Source organism: Krasilnikovia sp. MM14-A1004 (genome assembly GCF_047159485.1).
Taxonomy (GTDB): domain Bacteria; phylum Actinomycetota; class Actinomycetes; order Mycobacteriales; family Micromonosporaceae; genus Actinoplanes.
Window position 1 is genome coordinate 5,830,223 of record NZ_AP038773.1, and the last position, 26,719, is coordinate 5,856,941.

Annotated in this window: 25 protein-coding genes; 9 read left to right on the forward strand and 16 right to left on the reverse strand. The window is 72.7% G+C overall.

The window, feature by feature from the left end:
• Positions 1-41 precede the first annotated feature (41 nt).
• The 6 genes from ACMCNN_RS25075 to ACMCNN_RS25100 form a co-directional block, all read right to left on the reverse strand.
• The gene (locus ACMCNN_RS25075) at positions 42-887 is read right to left on the reverse strand and encodes a helix-turn-helix domain-containing protein (RefSeq protein WP_412742962.1); all 846 of its coding nucleotides are present in this window, start codon (positions 885-887) and stop codon (positions 42-44) included.
• Positions 888-1,482: 595 nt separating this feature from the next.
• On the reverse strand, positions 1,483-2,685 hold the full coding sequence (gene manA, locus ACMCNN_RS25080) for a mannose-6-phosphate isomerase, class I (RefSeq protein WP_412742963.1): 1,203 nt from the start codon (positions 2,683-2,685) through the stop codon (positions 1,483-1,485).
• Entirely contained in the window at positions 2,682-3,662 is a 981-nt protein-coding gene (locus ACMCNN_RS25085; RefSeq protein ID WP_412742964.1) for a cation diffusion facilitator family transporter, read from the reverse strand. The genes manA and ACMCNN_RS25085 overlap by 4 nt, the downstream gene beginning before the upstream one ends.
• A gap of 61 nt (positions 3,663-3,723) precedes the next feature.
• On the reverse strand, positions 3,724-4,944 hold the full coding sequence (locus ACMCNN_RS25090) for an SIS domain-containing protein (protein ID WP_412742965.1): 1,221 nt from the start codon (positions 4,942-4,944) through the stop codon (positions 3,724-3,726).
• A complete protein-coding gene (locus ACMCNN_RS25095; RefSeq protein ID WP_412742966.1) occupies positions 4,944-5,144 on the reverse strand; it encodes a Trm112 family protein in 201 nt (66 codons plus the stop codon). The genes ACMCNN_RS25090 and ACMCNN_RS25095 overlap by 1 nt, the downstream gene beginning before the upstream one ends.
• Before the next feature lie 43 nt (positions 5,145-5,187).
• On the reverse strand, positions 5,188-6,567 hold the full coding sequence (locus ACMCNN_RS25100) for a phosphomannomutase/phosphoglucomutase (RefSeq protein ID WP_412742967.1): 1,380 nt from the start codon (positions 6,565-6,567) through the stop codon (positions 5,188-5,190).
• A 227-nt stretch (positions 6,568-6,794) separates the two neighbouring features.
• Here ACMCNN_RS25100 and ACMCNN_RS25105 point away from each other — a divergent pair, with 227 nt between their 5' ends.
• The 4 genes from ACMCNN_RS25105 to ACMCNN_RS25120 all read left to right on the forward strand — a co-directional run bounded on the left by ACMCNN_RS25105 (position 6,795) and on the right by ACMCNN_RS25120 (position 10,682).
• On the forward strand, positions 6,795-8,081 hold the full coding sequence (locus tag ACMCNN_RS25105; RefSeq protein WP_412742968.1) for a GAF domain-containing protein: 1,287 nt from the start codon (positions 6,795-6,797) through the stop codon (positions 8,079-8,081).
• 68 nt (positions 8,082-8,149) lie between these two features.
• Positions 8,150-9,673 carry an aldehyde dehydrogenase family protein gene (locus ACMCNN_RS25110; RefSeq protein WP_412742969.1) on the forward strand — a complete coding sequence of 508 codons (1,524 nt, stop codon included), beginning with the start codon at positions 8,150-8,152 and terminating at the stop codon, positions 9,671-9,673.
• On the forward strand, positions 9,673-10,023 hold the full coding sequence (locus ACMCNN_RS25115) for a DUF779 domain-containing protein (RefSeq protein WP_412742970.1): 351 nt from the start codon (positions 9,673-9,675) through the stop codon (positions 10,021-10,023). The genes ACMCNN_RS25110 and ACMCNN_RS25115 overlap by 1 nt, the downstream gene beginning before the upstream one ends.
• A gap of 113 nt (positions 10,024-10,136) precedes the next feature.
• Complete coding sequence (locus ACMCNN_RS25120) at positions 10,137-10,682, forward strand: DUF3455 domain-containing protein (protein ID WP_412742971.1); 546 nt, start codon at positions 10,137-10,139, stop codon at positions 10,680-10,682.
• A gap of 3 nt (positions 10,683-10,685) precedes the next feature.
• On the opposite strand, the gene ACMCNN_RS25125 is transcribed toward ACMCNN_RS25120, so the two are convergent.
• From ACMCNN_RS25125 to ACMCNN_RS25140, 4 genes are read right to left on the reverse strand one after another with little or no spacing between them, the layout of a single operon-like run.
• Entirely contained in the window at positions 10,686-11,477 is a 792-nt protein-coding gene (locus tag ACMCNN_RS25125) for an ABC transporter permease (RefSeq protein WP_412742972.1), read from the reverse strand.
• Complete coding sequence (locus ACMCNN_RS25130; RefSeq protein WP_412742973.1) at positions 11,474-12,367, reverse strand: ABC transporter permease; 894 nt, start codon at positions 12,365-12,367, stop codon at positions 11,474-11,476. Before ACMCNN_RS25130 ends, ACMCNN_RS25125 begins: the two co-directional genes overlap by 4 nt.
• Before the next feature lie 35 nt (positions 12,368-12,402).
• Positions 12,403-13,536, reverse strand: a complete 1,134-nt coding sequence (locus ACMCNN_RS25135) for an ABC transporter ATP-binding protein (protein ID WP_412742974.1) — start codon at positions 13,534-13,536, stop codon at positions 12,403-12,405.
• Positions 13,533-14,747 carry a spermidine/putrescine ABC transporter substrate-binding protein gene (locus ACMCNN_RS25140; RefSeq protein WP_412742975.1) on the reverse strand — a complete coding sequence of 405 codons (1,215 nt, stop codon included), beginning with the start codon at positions 14,745-14,747 and terminating at the stop codon, positions 13,533-13,535. Before ACMCNN_RS25140 ends, ACMCNN_RS25135 begins: the two co-directional genes overlap by 4 nt.
• A 189-nt stretch (positions 14,748-14,936) precedes the next feature.
• Here ACMCNN_RS25140 and ACMCNN_RS25145 point away from each other — a divergent pair, with 189 nt between their 5' ends.
• Positions 14,937-15,830, forward strand: coding sequence for a polysaccharide deacetylase family protein (locus ACMCNN_RS25145; protein ID WP_412742976.1), 894 nt, complete (start codon positions 14,937-14,939; stop codon positions 15,828-15,830).
• A 49-nt stretch (positions 15,831-15,879) separates the two neighbouring features.
• On the opposite strand, the gene ACMCNN_RS25150 is transcribed toward ACMCNN_RS25145, so the two are convergent.
• The gene (locus ACMCNN_RS25150) at positions 15,880-16,245 is read right to left on the reverse strand and encodes a DUF3499 domain-containing protein (protein ID WP_412739301.1); all 366 of its coding nucleotides are present in this window, start codon (positions 16,243-16,245) and stop codon (positions 15,880-15,882) included.
• Between the two features lie 341 nt (positions 16,246-16,586).
• Here ACMCNN_RS25150 and ACMCNN_RS25155 point away from each other — a divergent pair, with 341 nt between their 5' ends.
• Positions 16,587-16,967, forward strand: coding sequence for a metallopeptidase family protein (locus tag ACMCNN_RS25155; protein ID WP_198029129.1), 381 nt, complete (start codon positions 16,587-16,589; stop codon positions 16,965-16,967).
• Between the two features lie 33 nt (positions 16,968-17,000).
• On the opposite strand, the gene ACMCNN_RS25160 is transcribed toward ACMCNN_RS25155, so the two are convergent.
• The 3 genes from ACMCNN_RS25160 to ACMCNN_RS25170 all read right to left on the reverse strand — a co-directional run bounded on the left by ACMCNN_RS25160 (position 17,001) and on the right by ACMCNN_RS25170 (position 21,223).
• Positions 17,001-17,258 carry a WhiB family transcriptional regulator gene (locus ACMCNN_RS25160; protein WP_130513434.1) on the reverse strand — a complete coding sequence of 86 codons (258 nt, stop codon included), beginning with the start codon at positions 17,256-17,258 and terminating at the stop codon, positions 17,001-17,003.
• Between the two features lie 290 nt (positions 17,259-17,548).
• Positions 17,549-20,047, reverse strand: coding sequence for a bifunctional FO biosynthesis protein CofGH (locus ACMCNN_RS25165; protein ID WP_412742977.1), 2,499 nt, complete (start codon positions 20,045-20,047; stop codon positions 17,549-17,551).
• Positions 20,048-20,194: 147 nt separating this feature from the next.
• Complete coding sequence (locus ACMCNN_RS25170) at positions 20,195-21,223, reverse strand: hypothetical protein (protein WP_412742978.1); 1,029 nt, start codon at positions 21,221-21,223, stop codon at positions 20,195-20,197.
• Between the two features lie 120 nt (positions 21,224-21,343).
• On the opposite strand from ACMCNN_RS25170, the gene cofD reads away from it, so the two are divergent.
• Together cofD and ACMCNN_RS25180 are read left to right on the forward strand one after the other, a co-directional pair.
• Positions 21,344-22,300: a 2-phospho-L-lactate transferase gene (gene cofD, locus ACMCNN_RS25175; RefSeq protein WP_412742979.1), complete on the forward strand. Its 957-nt coding sequence runs from the start codon at positions 21,344-21,346 to the stop codon at positions 22,298-22,300.
• Positions 22,300-23,370 carry a coenzyme F420-0:L-glutamate ligase gene (locus ACMCNN_RS25180; RefSeq protein WP_412742980.1) on the forward strand — a complete coding sequence of 357 codons (1,071 nt, stop codon included), beginning with the start codon at positions 22,300-22,302 and terminating at the stop codon, positions 23,368-23,370. The genes cofD and ACMCNN_RS25180 overlap by 1 nt, the downstream gene beginning before the upstream one ends.
• 24 nt (positions 23,371-23,394) lie before the next feature.
• Here the strand turns inward: ACMCNN_RS25180 and ACMCNN_RS25185 are convergent, their stop codons facing one another.
• Together ACMCNN_RS25185 and ACMCNN_RS25190 are read right to left on the reverse strand one after the other, a co-directional pair.
• Complete coding sequence (locus tag ACMCNN_RS25185; RefSeq protein ID WP_412742981.1) at positions 23,395-24,510, reverse strand: mannose-1-phosphate guanylyltransferase; 1,116 nt, start codon at positions 24,508-24,510, stop codon at positions 23,395-23,397.
• Positions 24,511-24,545: 35 nt separating this feature from the next.
• Positions 24,546-25,694 (reverse strand): glycosyltransferase family 4 protein, encoded by a 1,149-nt coding sequence (locus tag ACMCNN_RS25190; protein WP_412742982.1) that lies wholly within the window; start codon positions 25,692-25,694, stop codon positions 24,546-24,548.
• A 235-nt stretch (positions 25,695-25,929) separates the two neighbouring features.
• Here ACMCNN_RS25190 and ACMCNN_RS25195 point away from each other — a divergent pair, with 235 nt between their 5' ends.
• Positions 25,930-26,646: a TIGR03089 family protein gene (locus ACMCNN_RS25195; RefSeq protein WP_412742983.1), complete on the forward strand. Its 717-nt coding sequence runs from the start codon at positions 25,930-25,932 to the stop codon at positions 26,644-26,646.
• Positions 26,647-26,719: the final 73 nt, after the last annotated feature.

The following is a 26,719-nucleotide window of genomic DNA, read 5'->3' on the forward strand; positions in this document are numbered from 1 at the left end:
AGACTCTCATTGAATAGCCATCCGACCCAACGCATGAGCAGTCAGTCCAGCTCGTCCCCCGCACGGGCGACCACGGCCCGGCTGGCGACCGGGTCGAGTGCCCGGTCCCGGACGTCGGCGAAGAACTTGCGGTACATCTGCACCTCGGCCGGCCGGTCCCGGAACACGCCGCCCGTGGCGTCCTCGACGTGCGCCACGTCCGACCGGCCCGGCACACCGAACTCGAAGATCATGAAGGAGCCGGCCAGGGCCGCGTGCGCGCCCGCGGCGAACGGCAGCACGCGTACCTCGATGCCGGGCCGGCCGCACGCGTCATGCAGCCGGTGCAGCTGGCGCCGCATGACGGCCGGGCCGCCGACCTGCCGGTACAGCACCGCCTCGTCCAGCACCACGGACAGCCGGGGCGGGGCGTCGCGGGTCAGCACCGCCTGCCGGGCCATCCGCAACGCGACCCGGCGCTGCACGGTCTCCGGATCGGTCCGGTCCGCGCCGACCGCGATCACCGCGCGGGCGTACTCGTCGGTCTGCAGCAGGCCCGGTATCACCTGGGCCTCCCACTCGCGGAGCACGGCCGCCTCCGCCTCCAGCGCCACGTACTCGTCGTAGGAGTCGGGCACCGCGGAGCGGTAGGCGCTCCACCAGACCCGGGCCCGGCCGCGCCGGGCCAGCTCGTGCAGGCGGACCCGGTCACCCGCGGTGACGCCGTACGCGGCCAGGAGGCGATCGAGGTCGGCGTCGCGGATGCCGGTACGGGCGGTCTCGATGCGACTCAGCTTCGACTCGGACCAGCCGAGCGCAGCCGCCACGGTGGCGCCCCGGCGTTCGCCCCGGAGCCGGCGCAGCTCGCCGCCGAGCTCACGGCGAGCGGTGGTCGTCGGCCTCGGCACGGCCTCACGGTACCGGGTTTCCGGTAACGTTCCGCAACTTGCAGATCGCCTTCTGCACTTGCAGACCCGGACCGGACATGGGCTAATGGACATATTGACGGGCCCAAGGGTGGTCGGGCCCCGGCCCTTCAGCCGGGGTGGCGGCGCCGGTGGCGGCAACCGCCGGCCCGCCCGAGAAGATCGAGCCCCGTCCACGATGGACGGGGCTCGATGCTGTCTTTCCACTCGAACAGGTGACCGCCGCGGCGCCGTGAGCTGCCGGGGAACGCGCGACTCCCGCCGAAGCGGTCGGCTCCCCCCGCCCGATCCCGGACAGCGAACGAGGCGGCAGGTCCGTGACCCACCGCCCCGTTCATCCCCCCGGTTTGGTACCGCGCGCGTCCGTGGGACCCCCCGATCACCAATGACGCTGCGTGGTTATAGATTCACACTCCGCATACGCCCATGTCAAGCAAATCCAGAAATTTCCGATTTGATTGTCGGACCAACATTCACCCACTCGGTGGTGGCGCAAGCGACCGAAGAGTGCCCGTGACCCCGCGCAAGGACGTGCGCCGACTCCCCGTAGCGAGCCGGGGCCGGCCGCGACGAACAGCTATCCGGCGGCTGCAGCCGCCACGAACGCCTCGCCGACGCCGGAGAGCGTGACGGGCCCCGCCGCCGCCGGGGCGTACGCCGCCGTGCCGGGCGTCAGCACGACCGGAGGAGCCGCCTCGACCGGCTGCGCGACGGTCACCGCGCCGCGGACCCCGAGCACGATGCGCGGGCCGCCGACGGGCACGGGCACCGGTGCGCCGTCGAGAGTGATGCGGTACAGCTCGAACTCGCGTACCGGCACCCGCCACGTCGACACGCCCGGCGCCACCTCGGACGACGGCAGTAGCGGGTCGGTCAGCACCTCGAACCGCAGGACGCGCAGCAGCTCGTCCACGTCGACCCGCTTCGGGGTCAGGCCACCGCGCAGCACGTTGTCGCTGGCCGCCATGATCTCCACGCCGGTGCCCGCGAGGTACGCATGCAGGTTGCCGGCCGGCATCCAGATCGCCTCGCCCGGCGCCAGCCGGACGTGGTTGAGCAACAGCGAGACCAGGACGCCGGGGTCACCCGGGTAGTGCGAGGCCAGGCCCGCCGCCAGCGCGAACTCGCGGGCGTACGGATGGTCGTCGGGAGCGGCCAGGGTCGCGCTGACCACCGACTCGATCAGCGACGGGCGCTCGTCGGCCGGCCAGGTCAGCAGCGTCTGCACCGCGTCGCGCAGACCCGCCGTCCCGGACCGCAGCGCGGCCACCACGGGCGCGAGCTGCGGCAGCGCCAGCCCTTCCAGCACCGCCGCGGACACGTCCGGCGCGCGGAACCCGCACAGCGCGTCGAACGTGGTCAGCGCGACCAGCGCCTCCGGCTTGTGGTGCGGGTCCGTGTAGATCCGCGGCGCGTCCGGGTCGGCCTGCTGCCGCGCGTACGCCTCGCGGGCGTACGCGGCGTCCGGGTGGGCCTGCAGCGACAGCGGCGCGGCGGCGGCCAGCACCTTCATCAGGTACGGCAGCCGGCCGTCGAACTCGTCGGCCACCTGCGCGCCGAGCTGGCCCTCGGGATCCGCGGCGATCAGGCTCGCCAGGTTCGCCGGTCCGTCGGGACCGGTGACGCTGGACGGGTCGCCGGGGTGCGCACCGAGCCACAGCTCGGCCTCGGGGGACTCGGTCGGCGCCGGACGCCCCTGCAGCGCCGCGATGGCCGTCCGGGAGCCCCAGGCGTACGGACGGATGACCCCGGTCAGCGGAAAGACGCGCGCGCCGCTCATGCCAACGCGGGCGGAACGGGACCGGCCGGCGCCGCGGCCGCGGTGTCACCGGCGTCCGCCTTGCCGGGGCGGTAGATGTCCGGTTCGAGGTAGATGACCCGCGCGATGGGCAGCGCCGCGCGGATCCGCGCCTCGGTCTCGTCGATGTGCCGGGCCACCTCGTCGGCCTGGTCGGTGCGCGGCACCCCGATCTTCGCGGCGACCAGCAGCTCCTCCGGGCCCAGGTACAGCGTCTTCATGTGGATGATCCGGTCGATGCCGGGACCGGCCAGGATCGCCTGCTCGATCCTGGTGACGTCCTCCGGGTCGGCACCCTCGCCCAGCAGCAGGCTCTTTGTCTCGATGGCCAGCACCACCGCGATCGCGACGAGCAGCAGGCCGATCATCGCGGTGCCGATGCCGTCCCACACCCCGTTCCCGGTGATCAGCGTGAGCCCCACGCCGAACAGGGCGAAGACCAGGCCGACCAGCGCGCCCGCGTCCTCCAGCAGCACGACCGGCAGCTCCGGGGCCTTGGCGCGGCGCACGAAGTCCACCCACGACGTGGTGCCCCGGATGTGGTTGGACTCGGAGATCGCCGTCCTGAACGAGTAGCTCTCCAGGCCGATCGCGATGAGCAGCACCGTCACCGGCACCCACTGCCAGCTGTGGATGCCCTCCGGGTGCTGCAGCTTGTGGTACGCCTCGTACAGCGCGAACAGGCCGCCGACGGAGAACAGCACGATCGAGACGATGAACGCGTAGATGTAGCGCTCCCGCCCGTACCCGAAGGGGTGTTGCGGGGTGGCCGCGCGAGTGGCCCGCTTGCCGCCGATCAGCAGCAGGGCCTGGTTTCCGGAGTCGGCGACCGAGTGGATCGCCTCGGCCAGCATGGACGACGAACCGCTGAGCCCCCAGGCGATGAACTTGGTCAGCGCGATGCCGAGGTTCGCCCCCAGCGCCGCGATGATCGCCTTGGTTCCGCCGCCTGCACTCACCGCTGTCCTCCGCCGTACTGTCCCTGATCGTGCCGTCGGAGGATCCGCGCCGCGGATCCGCTCACGACAGTGCCTCCGGCAGCGGGTTGCTGAGTTCCTTCATCTCGCTGATCGCGGGCACCGCCATCGGGTCGAGCCCGTGCGCCAGCGCCAGGTACAGCGAGGCGAAGTCCGGCACGGCCACGATCGACGCCAGCCGCTCCAGCGTCGAGCCGCCCTCCGCGGTGATCACATCACAGCGCACGCCGCGCCGCTCGGCGAGGGTCTGCACGGCGTCGGCCCGGAGCTCCTCGACCGCGACCGGCTCGTCCGCCTCGTCCTCCGGGTTGAGCCCGCCGTCGCGCATCACGACCAGCCGCAGCCGGGTCTGGCCGGGCGTGTCGTCCTCGTCGTCGGCGAAGATGTCCCGCGATGACTCGGCCAGGCCGCCGAAGACGCCGTCGAGCAGGCCGACCCGCCCACGCCCGGCCTCGCCGAGCGCCCCGGCCATCACCGGGTAACGGGCGTTGGCGGCGAGGGTGTCGGCGAACCGGCGGGCCGCGACCGTGGCCAGCGGCGACGAGCCCCAGACAATCGGGATGGACCCGGCCAGGCCCAGGGCCAGCGACTTCGCCGGGTTGACGAACGACTCCGCGCCGGGGCGGCAGCGCTCGGCGTCCGCGTCGAGCCGGATCGCGGTCTCGGCGATGTCCGCCTCGGCGAGCTTGACCAGGCCGAGGGCGCGGCCGGCGAACAGCACCGGCACGGTCAGGCCCCACAGGCTGGCGCGGGCCGGGGCGCGGCGCGGCACCGGGATGAAGGGGGCGCGGGCGCGTTCGGCCATGGCCTGCAGCTCGGAATCCGGGTTGCCGATCGCGACGAGCCGGGCGCCGCGCCGGGCGGCGGCGTCCGCCGCCGCCAGCGCCTCGGGGCTGCGGCCGCTGGCCGAGACCGCGATCACCACGTCGGCGGCGCCGACCCATCCGGGTACGCCCGCGCTGCGGTGCCCGATGATCGGTACGGGACACCGGGGCCCCGCGACCGTGGCCAGGATGCTGCCGGTCAGTCCGGCCGTACCGATGCCGGCGACGACGACCGCGCGCGGGCGGCCCTCGTCCTCCAGCATGGTCAGGTCGGTCTCGCCCGCCAGCGCGGCCGACTCACGGACCTGGGCGCCCGCGGACGCGGTGGCGCGCAGCATGCCGCCCGGGTCGTTGCCGAGCATCACCTGTTCGTCGTCGAGCAGCGACTCGTCCGCCGTGCGGTGGCCGTGGACCCCCGCGGTGCCTTCCCTGGACGCCATCACGACCCGCTTTCCGCGGAAGGGCCGCTCTCGGGCACCGTGGCCTCGTCGAGCAGCAGAACGGGGATGTCGTCGCGGATCTCGAAGATCCGGCCACACTCGGTGCACGTCAACGTCTGCGCCGCCGCGTCATGGGTCAGCGGCGCGTGGTGCGTGTCCGGGCAGGCCAGAATCTCCAGCAACTGCGGATCGAGAGCCACCGAACGGCTCCTTCGGCTCGGGTGCGGTACGGGCCCCAGGATCCTATCCGCGCACGATGGCGAGTACCTCGTCGCGCAGGGCCGCCATGCGATCAGGTTTCGGCGCCTCGACGTTGAGCCGCAGCAGCGGCTCCGTGTTCGACGCGCGCAGATTGAACCAGGCGCCCTCGCCGACGAACACCGTGAGGCCGTCCAGCTCGTCGGTCGTGGCGGTGGGGAAGGCGGCCCGGACCTGCGCCATCTTGGCCGCGGCGTCCGGCACCGTCGAGTTGATCTCCCCGGAGGCGCTGTAGCGCTCGTACACGGCGGCGAACCGCGACAGCGGGTGATCCTGGCCACCCAGGGCGGCCAGCACGTGCATGGCGGCCAGCATGCCGGTGTCGGCGTACCAGAAGTCGCGGAAGTAGTAGTGCGCCGAGTGCTCGCCGCCGAAGACCGCGTTCGTCCGGGCCATCTCGGCCTTGATGAACGAGTGGCCGACCCGGCTGCGTACCGGCTTGCCGCCGTGCTCGGTGATGATCTCGGGGACCGCGGCCGAGGTGATCAGGTTGTGGATCACCGTGCTGCCCGGGAACTTCGCCAGCTCGCGGGTCGCCACCAGGGCGGTGATCGCGGACGGCGAGACCGGCTCGCCGCGCTCGTCGACCACGAAGCAGCGGTCGGCGTCGCCGTCGAAGGCCAGGCCCAGGTCGGCGCCGTGTTCGCGGACTGCGGCCTGCAGGTCGACGAGGTTGGCCGGGTCGAGCGGGTTGGCCTCGTGGTTCGGGAACGAGCCGTCCAGCTCGAAGTAGAGCGGCACGATCGTCAGCGGCAGGCCGGGCAGCACCCGGTCGCCCAGCACGGCCGGGACGGTGTGCCCGCCCATGCCGTTGCCCGCGTCCACCACGACCTTCAGCGGCCGGATGCCGGACAGGTCGACCAGCGAGCGCAGGTGCGCGGCGTAGTCGCCGAGCAGGTCGCGGTGCTCGATCCGTTCCACGCCGTCGGCGACGGCGGCCAGCGAGGCCAGCAGGTCGTCGGCGTACTGCCGGACGAAGACCAGGCCACTGTCCTGCCCGACGGGCCGGGCGCCCGGCCGGCACAGCTTGATCCCGTTGTACTGGGCGGGGTTGTGGCTGGCGGTGAACATCGCGCCGGGCAGGTTCAGCGCGCCCGACGCGTAGTACAGCTGGTCGGTGGAGGCGAGGCCGATGTGCAGGATGGCCGTCCCGGCGGCGTTGACGCCCGCGGCGAACGCGGCGGCCAGGCCGGGGCCGGATTCGCGCATGTCGTGCCCGATGACGATCGTCTCCGGGTCGTCGCCGGATTCGCGCAGCATCTCCACGAACGCGGTGCCGAGCGCGCGGGCCACGGGTTCATTGAGCTGATCCGGGACGATTCCGCGCACATCGTACGCCTTGACGATCTGCGACAGATCAGACAATTGATCTCTCCTCAGCGATGACTACCTCTGCCCGAGACTATCGGAGCGGCGGTATCGGGCAGGCCGCAACCGCTGGGCTCCACCGTCTCGGGCGGATCACTCGACCCGACCGGGCACCCGCAGCGTGCCGGGCGGCTTCCCTCGTCCGGGATCCGCCGATCGACCATCACCTCTTTCTTGTGGGCCGGGCCCGCGCGGGCCACGATGGGATGCGATCGGAGGTCTTGATGTCGAACCCGTGGCTCGCCCTCCACGCGGGCGCCGACCCCGCCGCCCGCATCACCGAGGTCGGCCGCGCGTACGAGCGGTTCGTGTCCGGGGACGCCGGGCCCGCGCTGCCGGTACGCCCGGTCGTGGTGGAGTCGTGGCGGCGCTCCGCGGGCGCCCGGTTCGACCCGGACGGCACCCCGCCCATCGAGCTCAGCGACGGCGAGCTGGAGGCGTACCGGGCGGCCCACCCGCTGGCCTGCGTGCTGCCGATCTTCCGGGACCTGCTCGGCGGGCTGGCCGAGGACGGCGACCACATCGTCGCCGTGTGCGACGCGCACGGGCGGCTGCTCTGGGTAGAGGGCACCCCGGCCGTACTGGACGGCGCCGCCGCGATGAACTTCGTGCCCGGCGCCCGGTGGGACGAGGCCAGCGCGGGCACCAACGCGCCGGGCACCGCGCTGGCGGTCGACCACCCGCTGCAGATCTTCGCCACCGAGCACTTCTGCCGCCCCGTCCAGGACTGGACCTGCGCCGCCGCCCCGATCCACGACCCGGCCACCGGGCGGGTGCTCGGCGCGATCGACGTGACCGGCGGGGACCGCCTGGCCAACCCGCACAGCCTCGCGCTGGTCCGGGCCACGGCGCTGGCCGCCGAGGCGTACCTGCGGACCCAGCGGCCGGGTGCCGCGGCGGCGGTGACCGCGCTGGGGCGCGACGAGGCCGTGCTGACCGTCGCGGGGCGCCGGATCCGGCTCGGGCGCCGCCACTCCGAACTGCTCGTCCTGCTGCTGGCGCACCCGGAGGGCCGTACCGGCGAGCAGCTCGGCATCGACCTGTATCCGGACGACCCGAGCCCGGTGACCGTGCGGGCCGAACTCTCCCGGCTGCGCCGCGTCCTCGGGCCGCAACTGCTCGGCTCGCGGCCGTACCGGCTGCGCTCCGAGGTGGACGCCGACTTCCGCACCGTGCCGCGGCTGCTGGAGCAGGGGCTGGTGGCCGACGCGCTGGCCGCGTACGCGGGGCCGCTGCTGCCCGGCTCCGAGGCGCCCGGCGTCGTCCGGCTGCGCCGCCTCGTCGAGGACCAGCTGCGCGCGGCCGTCCTGGCCCGCACCGACCGGGGCCTGCTGCAGACCTGGGTGCGCTCGCCATGGGGCGCCGACGACCTGCAGATGTGGGAGGCGTACGCGGCCGCGCTCCCGGCGGGCGCCCCCGCCCGCCCGTTCGCGCTCAGCCGGATCTCCCGCCTCACCGCCGAATACGGACTGCCCAGCGCCGCAACGTCGATGCAACGTCACCGGTCCTAGCGTCAGCGCACCCCCAATACCGCCCGGGGCAACGGTGCCCCGGGCGGTCCCCTGGTTCGGAGGTGCGCATGACCGTCTACTCCCCACCCGGCACCGACGGCGCGATCATGAGTTACGCGTCCCGGTACGACCACTGGATCGGCGGCGAGTACGTGCCACCGGCCGAAGGCCGGTACTTCACCAACCCGTCACCGGTCACCGGCCAGGACTTCTGCGAGGTGGCCCGCGGCACCGCCGAGGACGTGGAGAAGGCCCTGGACGCGGCGCACGCCGCCGCACCCGCGTGGGGCCGCACACCCCCCGCGGAACGGGCCGCCGTCCTCAACCGGATCGCCGACCGGATCGAGGCGAACCTGGAGAAGCTGGCGGTCGCCGAGAGTTGGGAGAACGGCAAGCCGGTACGCGAGACCCTGCTGGCCGACATCCCCCTGACGGTCGACCACTTCCGCTACTTCGCCGGGGCCATCCGCGCGCAGGAGGGGAGCCTCAGCGAGGTGGACGCCGACACCGTCGCGTACCACTTCCAGGAGCCGCTGGGCGTGGTCGCCCAGATCATCCCGTGGAACTTCCCGATCCTGATGGCCGCCTGGAAGCTGGCCCCGGCGCTGGCCGCGGGCAACGCGGTGGTGCTCAAGCCCGCCGAGCAGACCCCTGTGTCGATCCACTACCTGATGTCGCTGATCGCCGACCTGCTCCCACCCGGCGTGGTGAACATCGTCAACGGCTTCGGCGTGGAGGCGGGCAAGCCCCTCGCCTCGTCGAACCGGATCGCCAAGGTCGCGTTCACCGGCGAGACCACCACCGGCCGCCTGATCATGCAGTACGCCAGCGAGAACATCATCCCGGTGACGCTGGAGCTGGGCGGCAAGAGCCCGAACATCTTCTTCGACGACGTCAGCGCGGCCGACGACGACTTCTTCGACAAGGCGCAGGAGGGCTTCGCGATGTTCGCCCTCAACCAGGGCGAAGTCTGCACCTGCCCGTCCCGGGCGCTGATCCAACAGGGCCACTACGCGGACTTCCTCGCCGCCGGGGTCAAGCGCGTGGAGAACATGCGCCAGGGCAACCCACTGGACACCGACACCATGGTCGGCGCCCAGGCGTCCAACGACCAGTTGGAGAAGATCCTCTCCTACCTGGACATCGGCCGCCAGGAGGGGGCGAAGGTCCGCACCGGCGGCGCCCGCGCCGAACTCGGCGGCGACCTGTCCGGCGGGTACTACGTGCAGCCGACGATCCTGGAGGGCAGCAACACGATGCGGGTCTTCCAGGAGGAGATCTTCGGCCCGGTGGTCGCGGTCACCTCGTTCACCGACTACGCGGACGCGATCACCACGGCCAACGACACCCTGTACGGCCTCGGCGCGGGCGTCTGGACCCGGGACGGCACGACCGCGTACCGGGCCGGGCGGGCGATCCAGGCGGGCCGGGTGTGGACGAACTGCTACCACGTCTATCCGGCGCACGCCGCGTTCGGCGGGTACAAGCAGTCGGGCATCGGCCGGGAGAACCACAAGATGATGCTCGACCACTACCAGCAGACGAAGAACCTGCTGGTCAGCTACTCCCCCAAGGCACTGGGTTTCTTCTGATGGGCGACCGTGTCGAGGTGACCCCCGCGGCCGCGGAACTGATCCGCGCGCTGCGGGGGCAGCACGGGCCGCTGATGTTCCACCAGAGCGGCGGCTGCTGCGACGGCAGCGCACCGATGTGCTACCCGGCCGGCGAGTTCCGTACCGGCGACTCGGACGTGCTGCTGCAGGAGTTGCGGATCGAGGGCGTGGCCGAGCCGGTGCCGTTCTGGATGAGTACGGCGCAGTACGCCGCGTGGAAACACACAGACCTCACCGTGGACGTCGTGCCGGGACGGGGCAGCGGCTTCTCACTGGAGGCACCCGAGGGGGTGCGTTTCCTGATCCGCAGCCGGATCCGTACGCCGTAGTCACTCCACAGTGTATTTCTGTGCCAGATCCTCCCCCGAACGCATCCGTCGCCCGTTCCGTTCCGTACGGCATATGGGCGGCACGTAGCCGCCCGGTTACGGAGGAGATCTTGATGCTCAGCACCCGCAGGTCCCGGATACGGGCGGCAGCGGCCACCGGCATGGCGGCGGTCGTGGTAGCCCTCGGCGCCGTGACGTTCAACGCCTCCGCACAGGAGGTACGCGGGCACTCGGACACCAACCCCGACCTCGCACCGCCGCCGGGATCAACGAAGATCGCGGAGGTCCACGTCCAGAAGGGCACCCAGACCTACACCTGCACCGGCGGCGTGTTCACCGGTACCCCCTCCACGCCGGAGGCCCGGCTGGTGGGCCAGGGCGGCCCGTTCCACCACTTCGCGGGCCCCAGCTGGCAGTCGGAGCACGACGACTCCCTGGTCACGGCCACGCGGATCGCCGCCGGGCCGGCGTCGCCGGACGCCATCCCGGAGCTGCTGCTGGGCGTCAACAGCCACACCGGCAGCGGGATCCTCAGCCCTGTCACGCACATCCAGCGGCTCAACACCTCGGGCGGCGTCGCCCCGACGGGCGCCTGCACGGACGGCGAGAAGGCGTCGGTGCCGTACAGCGCCACGTACGTGTTCTGGGCCGCTCCCTGACGGTCAACTGCGCTGGCGGCGGCGCACCGTCGCCGCCAGCACCGCCAGCAGCGACACCCCGAACAGCACGGTAGCGATCACGTTGACCTGCGGCGGGATGCCCCGCTGCGCCGCGCCCCAGATGTACATGGGGAACGTCGTCGTGGTGCCCGCCGTGAAGTTCGTGACGATGAAGTCGTCGAAGGACAGCGAGAACGCCAGCAGGGCCGCCGCCACGATGCCGGGCAGGGCCAGCGGGAGGATCACCCGGCGGAACGCCGCCCACGGGCCCGCGTACAGGTCGGCGGCGGCCTCCGGCAGGCGCGGGTCCAGGGTGGCCAGCCGGGCCCGGACGGTCACCACCACGAAGCTCACGCAGAACATCACGTGCGCGATCACCACGGTCCAGAAGCCCAGCGGAATCCGCGCCGCGGCGAACAGCGCCAGCAGCGACGAACCCATCACCACCTCGGGGGTGGCCATGGGCAGGAACACCAAGGCACCGGTCGCCGACCGGCCCCGGAAGCGGTAGCGGGTCAGCGCGAACGCCATCAGCGTGCCGAGCACCGTGGCCACCACGGTCGCCGCGAAGCCGATCTGCACGCTGCGGACCAGCGACGCGCACATGCCCGGCGCGCCGCACGGGTTCCTCCAGTAGTCGAGCGTGAACGTCCCGAAGTCGTAGGACAGCCGTGACGTGGGCCGGTAGAACGACAGCGCGACGATCACCGCAATCGGCAGCAACAGGTACGCCAGCACGAGCAGCCCGATCCCCAGCACGAGGTGATCGGCCAGCCACCGCCCGGCGCGGGTCACAGCGCCTCCACCGCGGTCGCACCGACCCGGCGCAGGTAGGCCAGCACCAACACCAGAATCATTGCCATCAGTACGAACGACAGCGCCGCCGCCTGCGGGTAGTCGAGCCGGACCAGGAACGCCGAGTCGATCACGTTGCCCGCCATCGCCGTCCCCGGCGTGCCGAGCAGCTGCGCGTTGATGTAGTCACCCGCCGCCGGGATGAACGTCAGCAGCGTGCCCGCCACGATCCCCGGCGCGGCCAGCGGCAGCGTCACCGCGCGGAACGTCGCGGCCGGGCCCGCGTACAGGTCGGCGGCGGCCTCCAGCAGGCGGCGGTCGAGGCGTTCCAGGCTCGCGTACAGCGGCAGCACCATGAACGGCAGGACGTTGTAGGTCAGCCCGGCGACCACCGCGAACGGGGTGGCCAGCAGCCGCCCGTCCGGGGCCAGCACGTGCACGTCGCGCAGCAGGCCGACCAGCCAGCCGTTGTCGGACAGGATCGCCTTCCAGGCCAGGGTGCGGATCAGGAAACTGGTGAAGAACGGCGCCACCACCGCGACGAGCAGCACGTTGCGGAAGCGTCCGGCGCGCAGCGCGATCGCGTACGCCAGGGGGAAGCCGAGCAGCAGCGACGCGGCGGTCGCCACGCCCGCGTACGCCAGCGAGCGCAGCAACTGTGGCCAATACTCGGCCAGCGCGGCCGGATAGTTCTCGAACGCCCAGGTCATCGCGTACCCGTCGACAAGGGAACCCTCCGGGTCGTACAGGCTGGTGGCGAACAGCTCGGCGGCGGGCACCGCGAAGAACAGCACCAGCCACAGCCCGGCGGGCAGGATCAACAGGTACGGCACCAGCCGCCCCCACCGGTCGGCGCGGCGGGCCCGCCCCACGGTGGATCCGCGCGTCACGCCGGGACGACCACGCCCGCGGGTGGGCGACGGCATCACGCCGAGACGCCCAGGGTCACGTCGGCCGCGCCGGTCCGGTCGCCCTCCCCCGGCGGGCGGTCCAGCAGGAACGCGTGCCGCGGATCCCAGTGCGCGACCACCTCGGCGCCCAGCGGCACCTGCCGGTGCTCGCCCGTGCTGGCGGCGAACACGCTCAGCTCGGTACCCCACCCGGTGCGCACCAGGTACTGGCTGCTCACCCCCACGTACGAGCTGTCCGTGACCACGCCCGTGAGCCGCTGGTGCGTCTCGGGCACCGCGTCGGCGGACAGCGCCAGGTGCAGCTTCTCCGGGCGTACCCCGAGAAAGACAGACGTGGTCGCGGCCCGGGAGCGCAGCACGGGCACGGTGAAGCGCAGACCGTATGCGGTGACCGCGACGTCGTCGCCGACCGTGCCCGCCTGCTCGCCCGCCAGCAGGTTGGACTGCCCGAGGAAGGTCGCCACGAACGGCGTCGCGGGCAGGTCGTAGAGCTGCGCGGGCGGGCCCAGTTGCTCGATGCGGCCCGCGTTCATCACCGCGACCGTGTCGGCCATCGTCATGGCCTCCTCCTGGTCGTGGGTGACGTGCACGAACGTCATCCCCACCTCGGTGTGGATGCGCTTGAGCTCGATCTGCATGCGGCGGCGCAGCGTCAGGTCGAGCGCGCCGAGCGGCTCGTCCAGCAGCAGCACCCGGGGGCTGTTCACCAGCGCCCGGGCCAGCGCCACGCGCTGCTGCTGGCCGCCGGAGAGCTCGGCGGGGCGGCGCCGGCCGTACCCCTCCAGCTGCACCAGGGTGAGCATCTGCTCGACCCGGGCCCGCACGTCGCGCTGACGGCGGCGGCGCAGGCCGAACGCGATGTTCTCGTGCACGTCCAGGTGCGGGAACAAGGCGTAGCTCTGGAACACCGTATTGACCGGCCGACGGTACGCCCGCAGACCGGTGATGTCGTCGTCGCCGAGCAGGATCCGCCCGGCCGTGGGGTCCTCCAGCCCGGCGACCATGCGCAGCGTGGTGGTCTTGCCGCAGCCCGACGCGCCGAGCAGCGCGAAGAACGAGCCCGCGGGCACGGTCAGGTCGAGCGCGTCGACCGCGGTCACCGCGCCGAAGCGCTTGGTCACCCCGGCGAGCCGCAGGTCGGTGCTCAAGCCCCGATCACCGCCTGGAACTTGTCGTTGTACAACCGCGACTCCGGCTGCGTGAGCGGCATGAACTCGCCGGCGCGGGCGAGCAGCCCGCGTGTGGGGAAGATCAGCGGGTTCGCGGCCAGCTCCGGATCGATCTTCTCCATCGCGGACTGCGCCCCCTCGACCGGGCAGATGTAGTTCACGTACGCGGCGACGGTCGCCGCCACGGTCGGATCGTAGTAATAGTCCATGAGCCGCTGCGCGTTGGCTCGGTGCGCCGCCTGGTTCGGTACGACCATGTCGTCGGAGTAGAGCATGACGCCGGAGTCGGGGGCCACGAACCGGATCTTCGGATCGTCGCTGGCGAGCTGGATGATGTCACCGGACCAGCCGATGCAGGCGGCGATGTCGCCGCGTTTGAGGTCGGGCGCGTAGTCGTTGCCGGTGAACCGCCGGATCTGACCGGCCTCGACGGAACGGCGCAGCACCTCCAGCGCGTCGTCGAACTGCGCCTCCGTGAAGTCACGAGGGTCGTGGCCGCGGGCCTGCAGCAGCAGCCCCATCGTGTCGCGCAGTTCGCTGAGCAGGGTCACCCGGCCCTTCAGGTCGGGCCGGGTGAGCAGCTCGTCGACCGTACGGATCTCCGCGGCGACCCGCCCGTTGTAGGCCAGTCCCGCCAGGCCGCCCTGCCACGGCACCGCGTGGGTGCCGGTGGGGTCGACGGCCCGGCCGCGCAGCGACGTCAGCAGGTTGCGCTGCACGTTCGGCATCGCGGCGAGGTCGAGCCGCTGCACCCAGCCGAGGTCGACCAGGCGGCCGACCAGCCAGTCGGAGACCACCATGATGTCCCGGCCGGTCGGGCGGCACGCCGCCAGCTGGTTCTGGATCTTGCCGAAGTACTGGTCGTTGTCGTTGATCTCCTCCAGGTAGCTGACCCTGATTCCCGTCTTGCGCTCGAACGCCTCCAGGGTCGGGCGGCTCTGGTCGTCGTCGTTCACGTCGATGTACTGCGGCCAGTTCGCGAAGACGAGGCGGTGCTCGCTGGCCGACAGGTCGGTACTCGGGCAGCTCTGTTCGCTCTGGCGCGTGCCCTCGATGCCGCAACCGGCCAGCGCGGCGCTCGCCACAACGGCCCCGCCGAGCAGCGCCCGCCGGGAGTGGACGGCCCGCCGGGAGTCCCGGTGTACCGCGACGACGGCGGCGGCCTCGGGCGTCAGCTGAGGGCGGCGCATCGCGGCTCCTGCGTCGGGTCCTGCCTGCCAGGACACGTTGCAACGGATCATGTCACGCCCACCGCCGCGGCCGTGCAGAGGTCGGGTTCCTCCCGGATCAGTGCCATCCCGACGGGTGCGCATCCCTCGATATCGACCGGTTCGGTCATAGTTGGTGGTGTCGAGTTCGGACACGGGACGGAGAAGTCGATGCGTTTCGCCGGTAGGCGCGCCTTCCGCACGGTTGCTGCGGCGCTGGTCATTGCGGCCTTCGCCGGGTGCGGCACGGCCATGGCCGCCGACGGGACACCGCTGTGGACCTCGTCGGAGAGCAGCGGCTCCGAGACCCCGGCGCCCCGGACTCCCTCCACGGTGGACGCCACCTCCGGGGGCCCGAGCACCCACGGCCCGACGCGGCCGCCGGCGCCCGGACCGGGCCTGCCGGGCGCCGACACGCTCACCCGCACGCCACCGCCCCACGCTCCGAAGATGCACCTCGGCGGCCCCGCGAAGAGCGCCACGAGCACCGGCACCGCCGCGGTGGCGCTCACCTTCGACGACGGGCCGGACCCGGCGCAGACCCCCAAACTGCTGGACCTGCTGGCGAAGTACCACGTCAAGGCCACCTTCTGCCTGGTCGGCCAGAACGTGGCCGCGCATCCCGGACTGGTCCGGCGAATCGCCGCCGAGGGGCACACCCTGTGCAACCACACCTGGCGGCACAGCCTCACGCTCGGCAAGCAGAGCCCGGCCGCGATCCGCGCCGATCTGCAGCGTACGAACGATGCGATCCACCGGGCCGCACCCGGCGCGCCGATCCGCTTCATGCGTGCCCCCGGCGGCAACTTCACTCCCGCGTTCGTGTCCGTGGCGGCCGACCTCGGCATGGCCTCGATCTACTGGTCGGTCGACCCGCGCGACTGGGACCACCCGTCCGGCGAGAGCGACGCGGCACACCGGGCCCGCGTGACGCATGCGGTGCAGCGGCACACCGGGCGCGGGGGGATCGTGCTGTCCCACGACTATGCGCAGCCGGACACGATCGCGGCGTACCGCAACCTGATCCCCTGGCTCAAGTCCCGCTTCCGCCTGATCGCGCTCTAGGTTTCCGACCAGGGTCCGGGACACTCGGGCCCGAGCCGGGACCTCGGATTCAGTGGGCGGGCGGGATGACGCGCAGGTGTCCGCGGCGGCCGGTCTGGTGGCCGGGCAGGTTGTCGTGCTCCTCGGGGCGCGGGGGCGGCGCCGGGCGGGCGGCCTCGCGGACCGCGTCGGCGAGAGCGACCAGGTCGTCCGTGGTGGGCGGGGGCGGGCCGAAGTCGCCGTCGTGGCGGACCAGTTCCCACCCGCGGGGGGCGGTGAGGCTGCGGGCGTGCGGCTCACACAGGTCGTACGTGTGCGGCTCGGCGAAGGCGGCCAGCGGCCCGACGACGGCGGTGGAATCGCTGTAGACGTAGGTCAGGGTGGCGACCGCCTGCCGGGGACAGCCGTTACGAGAGCAGCGCCGTGGGGACCTCACGGCGGCACGTTATCGCCCCGGCGCCTCGCGCGGGGCGGATGGGGTCGCGACACGCCGACCCGCCATGCATCACGATTCCGTCAGGCCGCTGAAGACACGCCGCCCCGTTGGGGCGAATTCGCGCGGCGCAACGCGCGGGGCTCCACCGCGCCCGCCGCACGGCGCGGGCGGGCTAGGCTGGGTGCGTGACGACCAGCCCCGACCGCCGACGCGCCACCGAGCTGGGCCGCATCGGCGAGCTGGGCCGCACTGGCGAGCAGAGCCGTGTCGCCGAGCCCGGCCGGGCCGCGCGTTCCGCCGGGCCGGGGCGCCCCGCCCGGCGCGACCGGCACGGCCGTGGCCTGCGCGGGCGGCTCGTCCCGGCGACCGTGCCGCTGGCCCGCACCAAGGCGGAGATCTTCGACGATCTGGTGCTGGACACGGTCGAGGGCCTGGAGCGGCGGTACGCGAAGGAGCTGGCCGGGGTCGAGTTCGCGGTCGAGGACGTCCCGCCGGAGCTGAACGTCTACGACTCCGACGTGCTGGAGGACGGCGAGGTGCCACTGGCCCGGCTGCTGCCCGGCCGGCCGGGGCGGCAGGAGCTGCCGCCACGCATCGTGCTCTACCGCCGGCCGCTGGAATTCCGGGCGATGGACCGCGAGGACCTCGCCGATCTGGTGCACGACGTCATCATCGAGCAGGTCGCCAACCTGCTCGGGGTGGATCCCGACGAACTGACCTGAGGGCCGCCCCCGGCGCCGCAGGCCGAGTCGTGATCAGGCCACCCGGCGCTTGAGCTTGCGACGTTCGCGCTCCGACAGTCCGCCCCAGATGCCGAACCGCTCGTCGTGGCCGAGCGCGTACTCCAGGCATTCCGCCTTCACGTCGCACCGGCCGCAGATCCGCTTGGCCTCCCGCGTCGAGCCGCCCTTCTCCGGGAAGAACGCCTCCGGGTCGGTCTGCGAGCACAGGGCCCGCTCCTGCCACTCGGGGGCATCCCCGAGCAGGTCGATGCCTTCAACCTGCGCTTCCATCATCATCGGCGTGCCTCCTTTTCCGCGCCGGCGGCAATGCCGGCACTGACCCCCCACGCACGCGGCGCGATTTCTTGCGGAACGGGTGCATTTCCCCAGCACCCATCCCACAACCCCACCGAAATTACACGCGTGTAAGACGTGCGTCGTCAAGCCGAACCTGATAAATAGGCCCGTTTCCCCGAGGTGCCCGCGGATACCTCGGAGTCCCGTTCCTGCCCTATCTCCCAAAGACACCCGAAAGTAACGGCGCGTCGGCGCGTCGCGTCCAAAATAGCCCGATTTGTTATCTAGCGTCGGCCGTATCCGGTTGTCCGCTCCACCGCCGGGCGTCCCGCAGCCGCCGCCAGCTCCTTGAGCTGCGCCACCGTACGGGCCGAGCCGTGCTCGGAGCCCGCCATCCGGGAGATCGTCTCCTCCATCAGGGTGCCGCCGAGATCGTTGCAGCCGCCGTCCAGCATCACCCGGGTGCCCTCGTCGCCGAGCTTGACCCACGAGCACTGGATGTTGGGGATCCGGCCGTGCAGCAGTACCCGTGCCATCGCGTGCACGACCCGGTTCTCCCGCCACGTCGGGCCGGGCCGGGCAATCCCGGCCAGGTAGATCGGCGCGTTCGTGTGCACGAACGGCAACGCCACGAACTCGGTGAAGCCACCGGTCCGGTCCTGGATCCCGGCCAGCACCCGGAAGTGCCCGAGCCAGTGCCGCGGGTGGTCGACGTGGCCGTACATCATCGTGCTGCTGGAACGGATGCCCAGCTCGTGCGCGGTGGACACCACGTCAACCCAGGTCGCCGTCGGCAGCTTGCCCTTGGTCAGCACCCAGCGCACGTCGTCGTCGAGGATCTCCGCGGCCGTGCCGGGGATCGTGCCCAGGCCCGCCTCGCGCAGCCCGGTCAGCCACTCGCGCACACTGACTCCGGCCTTCGCGGCCGCCGTGACGATCTCCATCGGGGAGAATGCGTGCACGTGCATCCCCGGCACCCGCTGCTTGATCGCCCGGACCAGCTCGGCGTACGCGGTGACCGGCAGCTTCGGGTCGATGCCGCCCTGCATGCACACCTCGCTGGCGCCGTCGCGCCACGCCTGCTCGGCCCGGTCCGCCACCTGCTCCACGGAGAGCCGGTACGCGTCCGCGTCCCGCTCCCGCTGGGCGAACGCGCAGAACCGGCACCCGACGTAACAGACGTTCGAGAAGTTGATGTTGCGGTTCACCACGTACGTGACGTCGTCCCCGACGGCGTCGCGCCGCAGGTCGTCCGCGAGCCGGGCCAGCTCGTCCAGCGCCGTGCCGTCCGCGTGGAACAGCGCCATCGCCTTGTCCTCGTGCTGCGGCTCCAGCAGCGCCGCCGGATCGTCCGCCGCCAGCCGCAGCCCAGCCAGCACGTCCGAGTCCGCACGCTCGGGGGCCGCCCGCACGTGGGCGGCCACTTCGGACCAGTCGCCGTACACGCTGTCGAAGTCGCCGCGCCGGTCGCCGCTGCGTCCCGTGGTGTCGATCGTGGCGAACAGGTCCGTGCGGCCGCCCGCCGCGTACGCGTCGTCGGGCTCCTGCCAGGGCAGGCCCTTCGGCAGCACCTCGGGGCGGGCCAGCCCGGTCGGGTCGGCCAGCGCGGCCACATGCGCGGCCAGCCGCGGATCCAGCCAGCCCTCGGGACGCCGCACGTACTCGGGGTAGATCGTCAGCCGTTCGCGCAGCTCGAAGCCGGATGCGGCGCTGCGCCGGGCCAGCTCCTCGATCTGCGGCCACGGCCGTTCCGGGTTGACGTGGTCCGGGGTCACCGGTGACACGCCGCCCCAGTCGTCGATGCCCGCCCGCAGCAGCAGGTCGTACTCGGACTCGATGAGATTCGGCGGGGCCTGCAACCGGGCCCGCGGGCCGAGGATCAGCCGGGCCACCGCCACGGTCGCGGCCAGGTCGCGCAGCTCCGCGTCGGGCATGCCGCGCATCGCGGTGTCCGGCTTGGCGCGGAAGTTCTGCACGATGACTTCCTGGATGTGGCCGAACTCCCGGGCGCTACGGCGCATCGCGAAGAGGGCGTCGGCACGCTCCGCGCGGGTCTCGCCGATGCCGATCAGGATGCCCGTCGTGAACGGCACCCCGACCCGGCCCGCGTCGTCGAGCACCCGCAGCCGCACCGCCGGTTCCTTGTCGGGCGAGCCGAAGTGCGGGCTGCCCGGCTCGGACCACAACCGGGTCGCGGTGGTCTCCAGCATCATCCCCATGCTCGGCGCGACCGGCTTGAGCCGCTGCAACTCGGCCCAGCTCATCACGCCCGGATTGAGGTGCGGCAGCAGGCCGGTCTCCTCCAGCACCGCGATCGCGCAGGAGCGCACATAGTCCAGGGTGGAGTCGTAGCCGCGCTCGTCCAGCCACTGCCGCGCGGCGGGCCAGCGCTCCTCGGGCCGGTCGCCCAGCGTGAACAGCGCCTCCTTGCAGCCCTGCTCCGCGCCCTGACGGGCGATCGCCAGCACCTCGTCGCGTTCCAGGAACGCCGCGGGCAGCCGGTGCGGCACGGTCGCGAAGGTGCAGTAATGGCAACGGTCCCGGCACAGCCGGGTCAACGGAATGAAGACCTTCTTCGAGTACGTCACGACGCCGGGCCGGCCGGCCTCCCGCAACCCCGCGTCGCGTACGCCGCCCGCCAGCGTCAACAACTCGTCGAGCGGTCCGCCGTCCGCCGCCAGCAGGGTCGCGGCCTCGTCCGCGTCGAGTGCCTTGCCGTCAGCGGCCCGGCGCAGCGCCCGCCGCATGCTCGCCTCGGTGGGAAGCGGTTCCACGTCTGCCACCCGTGCAGCCTAGGCCGAACCGCGGGCCGGTTGCCCGGCACTCGGAGCCGAATACGCAGTGTCCTGAACCACGTTGCTCTCGGGAATTCCGCTCCGCGCGCCGCGAACCACCGCGTCGCCCGGCCACAGTGGGCGGCGACGCGCAGCTCAGCGGCGGGGGAAGTCGTCTCCGGCGGGACCGAAACCTGGGCGCTCGTCACCGACGACGCGCGTGTGGTCGTCGTCCTGGCGGTGGTGCGACACGGCCCGGGTCGGCTCGGCGAAAGCGCCCGGCTGCGGACTGCCGTAAACCGTGGACCGACCCGGCTCGGGCGTGAACGGCGCCGACATTCCGGGCTGGCCGTACGTTGCGGGCTGGGCGGGTGACGCGGGCTGGCCCCACGCCGGCGGGACGGATCCGCCGCCCTGCGGCTGGCCCCACACCGCGGTGCTCGGGGCCGGCGGGCTGGACGGCGCCGCCCCCCAGGGCTGGGCCGCGGCGCCGTCGGGCGCGCCCCACGAACCCGCCGATGCGGGCTGGCCCGATGCAGGCTGCGCCGATGTGGGCTGGGCCGATGTGGGCTGGGCCGCAGCGGGCTGGGCCTGGCCCGGCTGGGGAACGCCCGGCTGGGCCGGACCGGGCTGGCCGTAGCCCGGCTGACCCGGGTAGGTGCCGGGGACGCCGTACACCGCCTGCCCGTACATGCCGGGCTCGGGCTTGGGGGCGGTGAACAGGTGGCGCCACAGCTCCCATACCGCGTACGTCGCGATCGTGAGCACGGCCAGCCAGCCCACCCGCAGCAGCAGCTCCTCGAACGCGATCCGCACACTGAACCCGGCGATCTTCACCAGGCCGACGAGGATCCCGAACACCACGCCGAAGAACGCCGCGGCCGCGTACTCGACGAGGGCCACCATGGTGATCAGCCGGGCCTTCGGGTGCCGGGGCCCGACCAGCGACAGCAGCACCGCCCCGACCGGGAACAGCACCACGGGCAGGTTCACGAAGTTGTAGAAGCTGTCCTGGGTGCGGCTGGTGAACTGCTCACCCACCCCGGACGGGATCAGCCGCAGCAGGGCCACGAACAGCATGATGGCCGGCAGGCCCACCAGGACGAACGCGGCGAGGTCGCGCACCGGACGCAGATGCTCGAAAGCCGGGCGGGCCTCGCCCGGGGGCTCGGGTTGGCTAGTCACGGCGACTCCTGACAACGGGGGGCGTACGGCGGGGGACGGCGCCCACTCTAAACGGGATACGCACGTCACACCGGCCCCCCAGGGCCCGCGAATCGGACGGACGTGCGCAAGGATGGTCGGATGCGGATCGTGGTCCTTACCGGCGGCATCGGCGGCGCGCGGTTCCTCGTCGGGGTGCGCGCGCATGCCCGCGAGATCGGCGCCGAGGTGACCGCCGTGGTCAACGTCGGCGACGACGTACGCCTGCACGGCCTGCAGATCTGCCCCGACCTGGACAGCGTCATGTACACCCTGGGCGGGGCCGCCGACCCCGAGCGGGGCTGGGGCCGCACCGGCGAGACCTGGGTGGTCAAGGAGGAACTCGCCAGGTACGGCGCCGAGCCGAGCTGGTTCGGGCTGGGTGACAAGGACACCGCCACCCATCTGGTACGCACCACGATGCTGGCCGCCGGCTATCCGCTGTCCCAGGTCACGGCGGCGCTGTGCGACCGCTGGCAGCCCGGTCTCACGCTGCTGCCCGCCACCGACGACCGGCTGGAGACCCATGTCGTCGTCGACGTCGAGGGCGAACGCCGGGCGATCCACTTCCAGGAGTGGTGGGTACGCCATCGCGGCGACCTGCCGACCCACCGGTTCGTCTTCGTCGGCGCCGACACGGCCAAGCCCGCTCCGGGCGTACTGGAGGCGATCGGCGCGGCCGACGTGGTGTTGCTGGCCCCGAGCAACCCGGTGGTCAGCGTCGCGCCGATTCTGGCCGTACCCGGAATCAGGGAGGGCGTGGCGGACGGCCCGGCGCCGGTCGTCGGGGTCTCCCCGGTGATCGCGGGCGCCCCGGTGCGCGGCATGGCGGACCGCTGCCTGGCCACGGTCGGCGTGCCGGTGACCGCCACGGGCGTCGGCGGGCTGTACGGCGCGCGCACCGACGGCGGGCTGCTGGACGGCTGGCTGGTCGACACGAGTGACGCGAACACCGAGGTGCCGGGCGTGCGCACCCGGGCCGTGCCGCTGTGGATGCGCGACGAGCAGGCGACGGCCGCGATGGTCGCCGCGGCGTTGGAACTCGCGGGGGTGAGCTGATGACCGAGTGCCTGCCCGGCAGCCTCGGACCGACCGGCGGACCGCGGGACGGCCTGGAGGTTCTTCCGGTGCGCGGCATCGGGGACGTGATGCCGGGCGACGACCTGGCGGCGCTGATCGTGAACGCGGCACCCTGGCTGCGCGACGGCGACATCCTCGTGGTCACCAGCAAGATCGTGTCGAAGGCGGAGGGGCGCCTGGTCGAGGTGCCCGCGGACGGCCCCGAGCGCGACGCCGCCCGCGCGGAGGTCCTGGCCAGCGAGACGGCCCGGGTGGTGGCCCGGCGCGGGCCCACCGCGATCGTGCAGACGCACCACGGGTTCGTCATGGCGGCCGCCGGGATCGACGCGTCGAACATCGACAAGACCCACCTGGTGCTGCTGCCCGCCGACCCGGACGCCTCGGCGCGCACGCTGCGCACGTCGCTGGCGGCGCGCGGCCTGGCGGTGGGCGTCATCGTCTCGGACACGATGGGCCGGGCCTGGCGTAACGGCCTCACGGACGTGGCGCTGGGCGCGGCGGGGATCGCCCCGGTGCGCGATCACCGCGGCGAGATCGATCCGTACGGCAACGAGCTGCAGCTGACAGAGATGGCGGTCATCGACGAACTCGCCGCCGCCGGTGAGCTGGTCAAGGGCAAGTGCGAGCGGGTCCCGGTCGCGGTGGTGCGCGGCTATCCGGGTACGGGCCCGGCGGACGGCCCCGGCGCCGCCGCGCTGATCCGTGACCCGGACAGCGACATGTTCTCCCTGGGTACGGCCGAGGCGCGGGCCGCCGGACTGCGCGACGCGGCCCGCCTGGCGGACTCCTCGGGCGACGGTGAGCCGGCCGATCCGGCGGCGGTCGCCCGCGCTCTGGACGCGGTCGCCGATCTGCTCGCTGCGGGCACCCGGGTCAGCGGGGCTGCGGGGACGCTGCGGTGCGCGGCGCCGGACGACTCCCCCGCCGCGTTGCTGCGGCTCGGCGCGGACGTGCACCGGATCCGGGCCGCGTTGGCCGCCGAGGGGCTGGGCTCGGCGACCGCGACCGAGGGGGCCGCGCTGGTGCTGACCGTGACCGGGCCGGTCTGATCGGGCCCCGGTCTCGGACCGGCGTCAGATGTAGCCCAGCTCGCCCTTGTCCTTCAGCTCGTCGACCAGGGACTTGACCTCCTGGGCGCGCTCGCGCGGGCAGACCAGCACCGCGTCGGGTGTGTCCACGATGATCAGATCGCGCACGCCGAGCGCGGCGACCAGCCGTCCGGAGTTGGGCACCACGACCAGGTTCTCCGCCTCGCGCAGCAGGGTGCCCGGCTTGGCGGAAGCGTCGTTGCCCACGATGACGTTGCCCGCCGAGTCGGCGGCCAGCACCTCGCCGAGGGTGTGGAAGTCACCGACGTCGTTCCAGCCGAAATCGCCGGGCACGGTGCCGACCCGCCCGGCCGTGGCCGCGCCCTCCATCACCGCGTAGTCCACCGAGATCCGGGGCAGCGTCGGCCACACCTCGCCGAGGACCTCCTCGCGGTCCGGGCCGTCCCACGCCTGGGCGATCCGGGAGACGCCCGCGGCCAGTTGCGGCTGCTGCCGGGACAGCTCGGCCAGGAACGCGTCCACCCGCCACACGAACATGCCGGCGTTCCACAGGTAGCGGCCCGACTTCACGTACGCCTCGGCCACCTCGTACGACGGCTTCTCCTTGAACTCCTCGACCGCCAGCACGGGGCCGGTGCCCGCCGGGGCGCCGCACTGCAGGTAGCCGTACCCGGTCTCGGGGCGGGTGGGGGTGATGCCGAGGGTCATCAGCAGACCCTGCCGGGCACCGGCCATCGCGTGCCGGATCACCTCGATGAAGTGGTCGGAGTTGGCGATGAGGTGGTCGGCCGCGAAGGCACCCATGATCGCCTCGGGGTCGCGCCGGGCGATCACGGCGGCGGCGAGCGCGATGGCCGCGCAGGAGTCGCGAGGGGACGGCTCGACGAGGATGTTGTCCTCCGGCACCTCGGCGAGCTGCCGCGAGACCGCCGCCGCGTGCCCGACGCCGGTGACGACGTACACGTGCTCGGAATCGCTCAGCGGGGCCAGCCGGTGCACGGTCGCCTGCAGCAGCGACGCGTCGGTCCCGGTCAGCGGGTGCAGAAACTTAGGGTGACCTGCGCGGGACAGAGGCCATAGACGGGTGCCACTGCCACCTGCGGGGATAACGGCGTACAGGCCGCCGTGCTCGTCAGTCATGTGCACGGAGTGTAACGATGTGACTCACGCCACCGTCACCCGGCCGCGACCCGGAGCCACGCATTGACGTGGACTTCTGCACTGGAGGCCCAGGTGAATTCCTTGGCCCGGTCGAATCCGGCCTTGGCCAGGGTGAGCCGCCGTGGTTCGTCGTGCAACAGGTTCGCCAGGTCCTCGGCGATGCGGTCCGGATCCTCGGTGGTGTACGCGACCGCGTCGCCGCCCACTTCCGGCAACGACAGGCGGGGCGTGGTCAGCACCGGCGTGGCGCAGGCCATCGCCTCCAGGATCGGCAGGCCGAAACCCTCCCCGAACGAGGGATAGCAGGCCACGGCCGCGCCGCCCAGGAAACCCGGCAGGTCGGTGTAGCGCAGGTAGCCCGGCCGCAGCAGCCGCAGGTGCGAGGGCACCTCGGCGACCGCCCGGTCGATGTCGTCGTCGTGCCCCTGGCCGCCCGCGATCACCAGGGCCGGCGGGGTCGGCCAGTCGGCCACCGCGCGGGCCCAGCCGCGGATCAGGTTGGGCACGTTCTTGCGCGGTTCCTTGGCGCCCAGGAACGCCACGTACGTGGAGTCGCCCAGCCCCAGCCGCGCCCGGACCCGGGCCTTCTCCTCGTCCGTCGGCGCGTGGAACGCGGCCGAGTCGACGCCGTGATAGGCCACGTCGATCTTTGTGGGGTCGGCGTCGAGCAGGCGGATCAGTTCATCACGCGTCGCCTTGCTCGGCACGATGACCCGCGCGGCGCGGCGCAGCGACGTCTTGATCGCGCTGCGGAAGAACGTGCGCCGGGTGTTGTCGTAATGCTCCGGCTCGGTGAAGAACGTCGCGTCGTGCACGGTCACCGTCACCGGACAACCGGCCCGCAGCGGACAGGTGTAGAACGGCGCGTGCAGCACCTGCGCGCCGACCTGCTGAGCCAGCAGCGGCAGGCCGGTCTGCTCCCAGGCCAGCCGCGCCGGGCGGTGCGCCACCGCGGCCGGTCCGGCGATGACCTCGGCGTCGGTCAGCATGCGGGAGTAACGCTCCGCATCCGTACGCTGCGCCACGACGGCCAGATCAACCCGATCCGTGCCCATGGCGCCGAGGGCGCCGAGCAGCCCGTCGACGTACCTGCCCACACCCCCGCGGTCGGCGGGGACGCTCGTGGCGTCGACGAGGACTCGGGGCGGGCGACCGGCGGTCACGAGGCGACTCCTTGGGGGGTGTGGGCCTGGCCACTGGCAAGCCTACGCCGCGCCCGCACCGCGGGGGCGCCCACGACACCGCTGTGTTACCCGGTTTGCCGCAATACCCGCCGATCCCACCGCGACCGGTTCGGGCCGGCCGCCGGCCTCGCGGTATCGAACGGGGCGCGTCCTGCGGATCCGCCACGGCGAGACCGGGACGCTACGCAGAGTCACGCCACTATTCTCGGGGTCGATGGAAACCACGATCCCCGCGGCGTTCGCCTCCGCGGTCCGGCGCGATCCGACGGTGCCGCTGCTGACGTTCTACGACGACGCCACCGGCGACCGGGCCGAGCTGTCCGGCGCCACCCTGGAGAACTGGGTCGCCAAGACCGCCAACCTGCTCCGCGACGGCCCGGGAGCCGCTCCCGGCGACACCGCCGCCGTACTGCTGCCGCCGCACTGGCAGGCCGCAGCCATCCTGCTCGGCTGCTGGTCGGCCGGGGTGGCCGTGGTCGCGCCGGAGCCGCCGCGACCGGTGGAAGTCCTCTTCACGACCCCCGGAGGGGCCGCCGGGGCCGACGCCTGGCCCGCCGACGAGCGGTACGCGACCGGCCTGCTGCCGCTGGCGATGCCGCTGCGCGAGCTACCCGGCGGATTCACCGACTACGTCACAGAGGTACGCCAGCACGGCGACCGGTTCGCCCCGCAGCCGATCCGCCCCACGGACACCGCGCTGGGCGAACGCGACCACGCCGAAGCCTGCCGGGCCGCCGCGCAGCGCGCCACCGAGCTGGGCATCGGGCCGGGCGAGCGGGTGCTGATCGACGCGGCCGCCCACCCCGACCCGGTCGACTGGCTGCTCGCTCCGCTGATGGTGGGCGCATCCGTCGTGTTGTGCGCTCACCTGGACCCGGAGCGGCTGGCGGCCCGCGCCGACACCGAGAAGGTCACCCGGACGCTGCGCTGACCGACGCCCCTTGCTGACCCGGACCATGCACTGACCGGCGCCCCTTGCTGACCCGGATTCTGCACTGACCCGC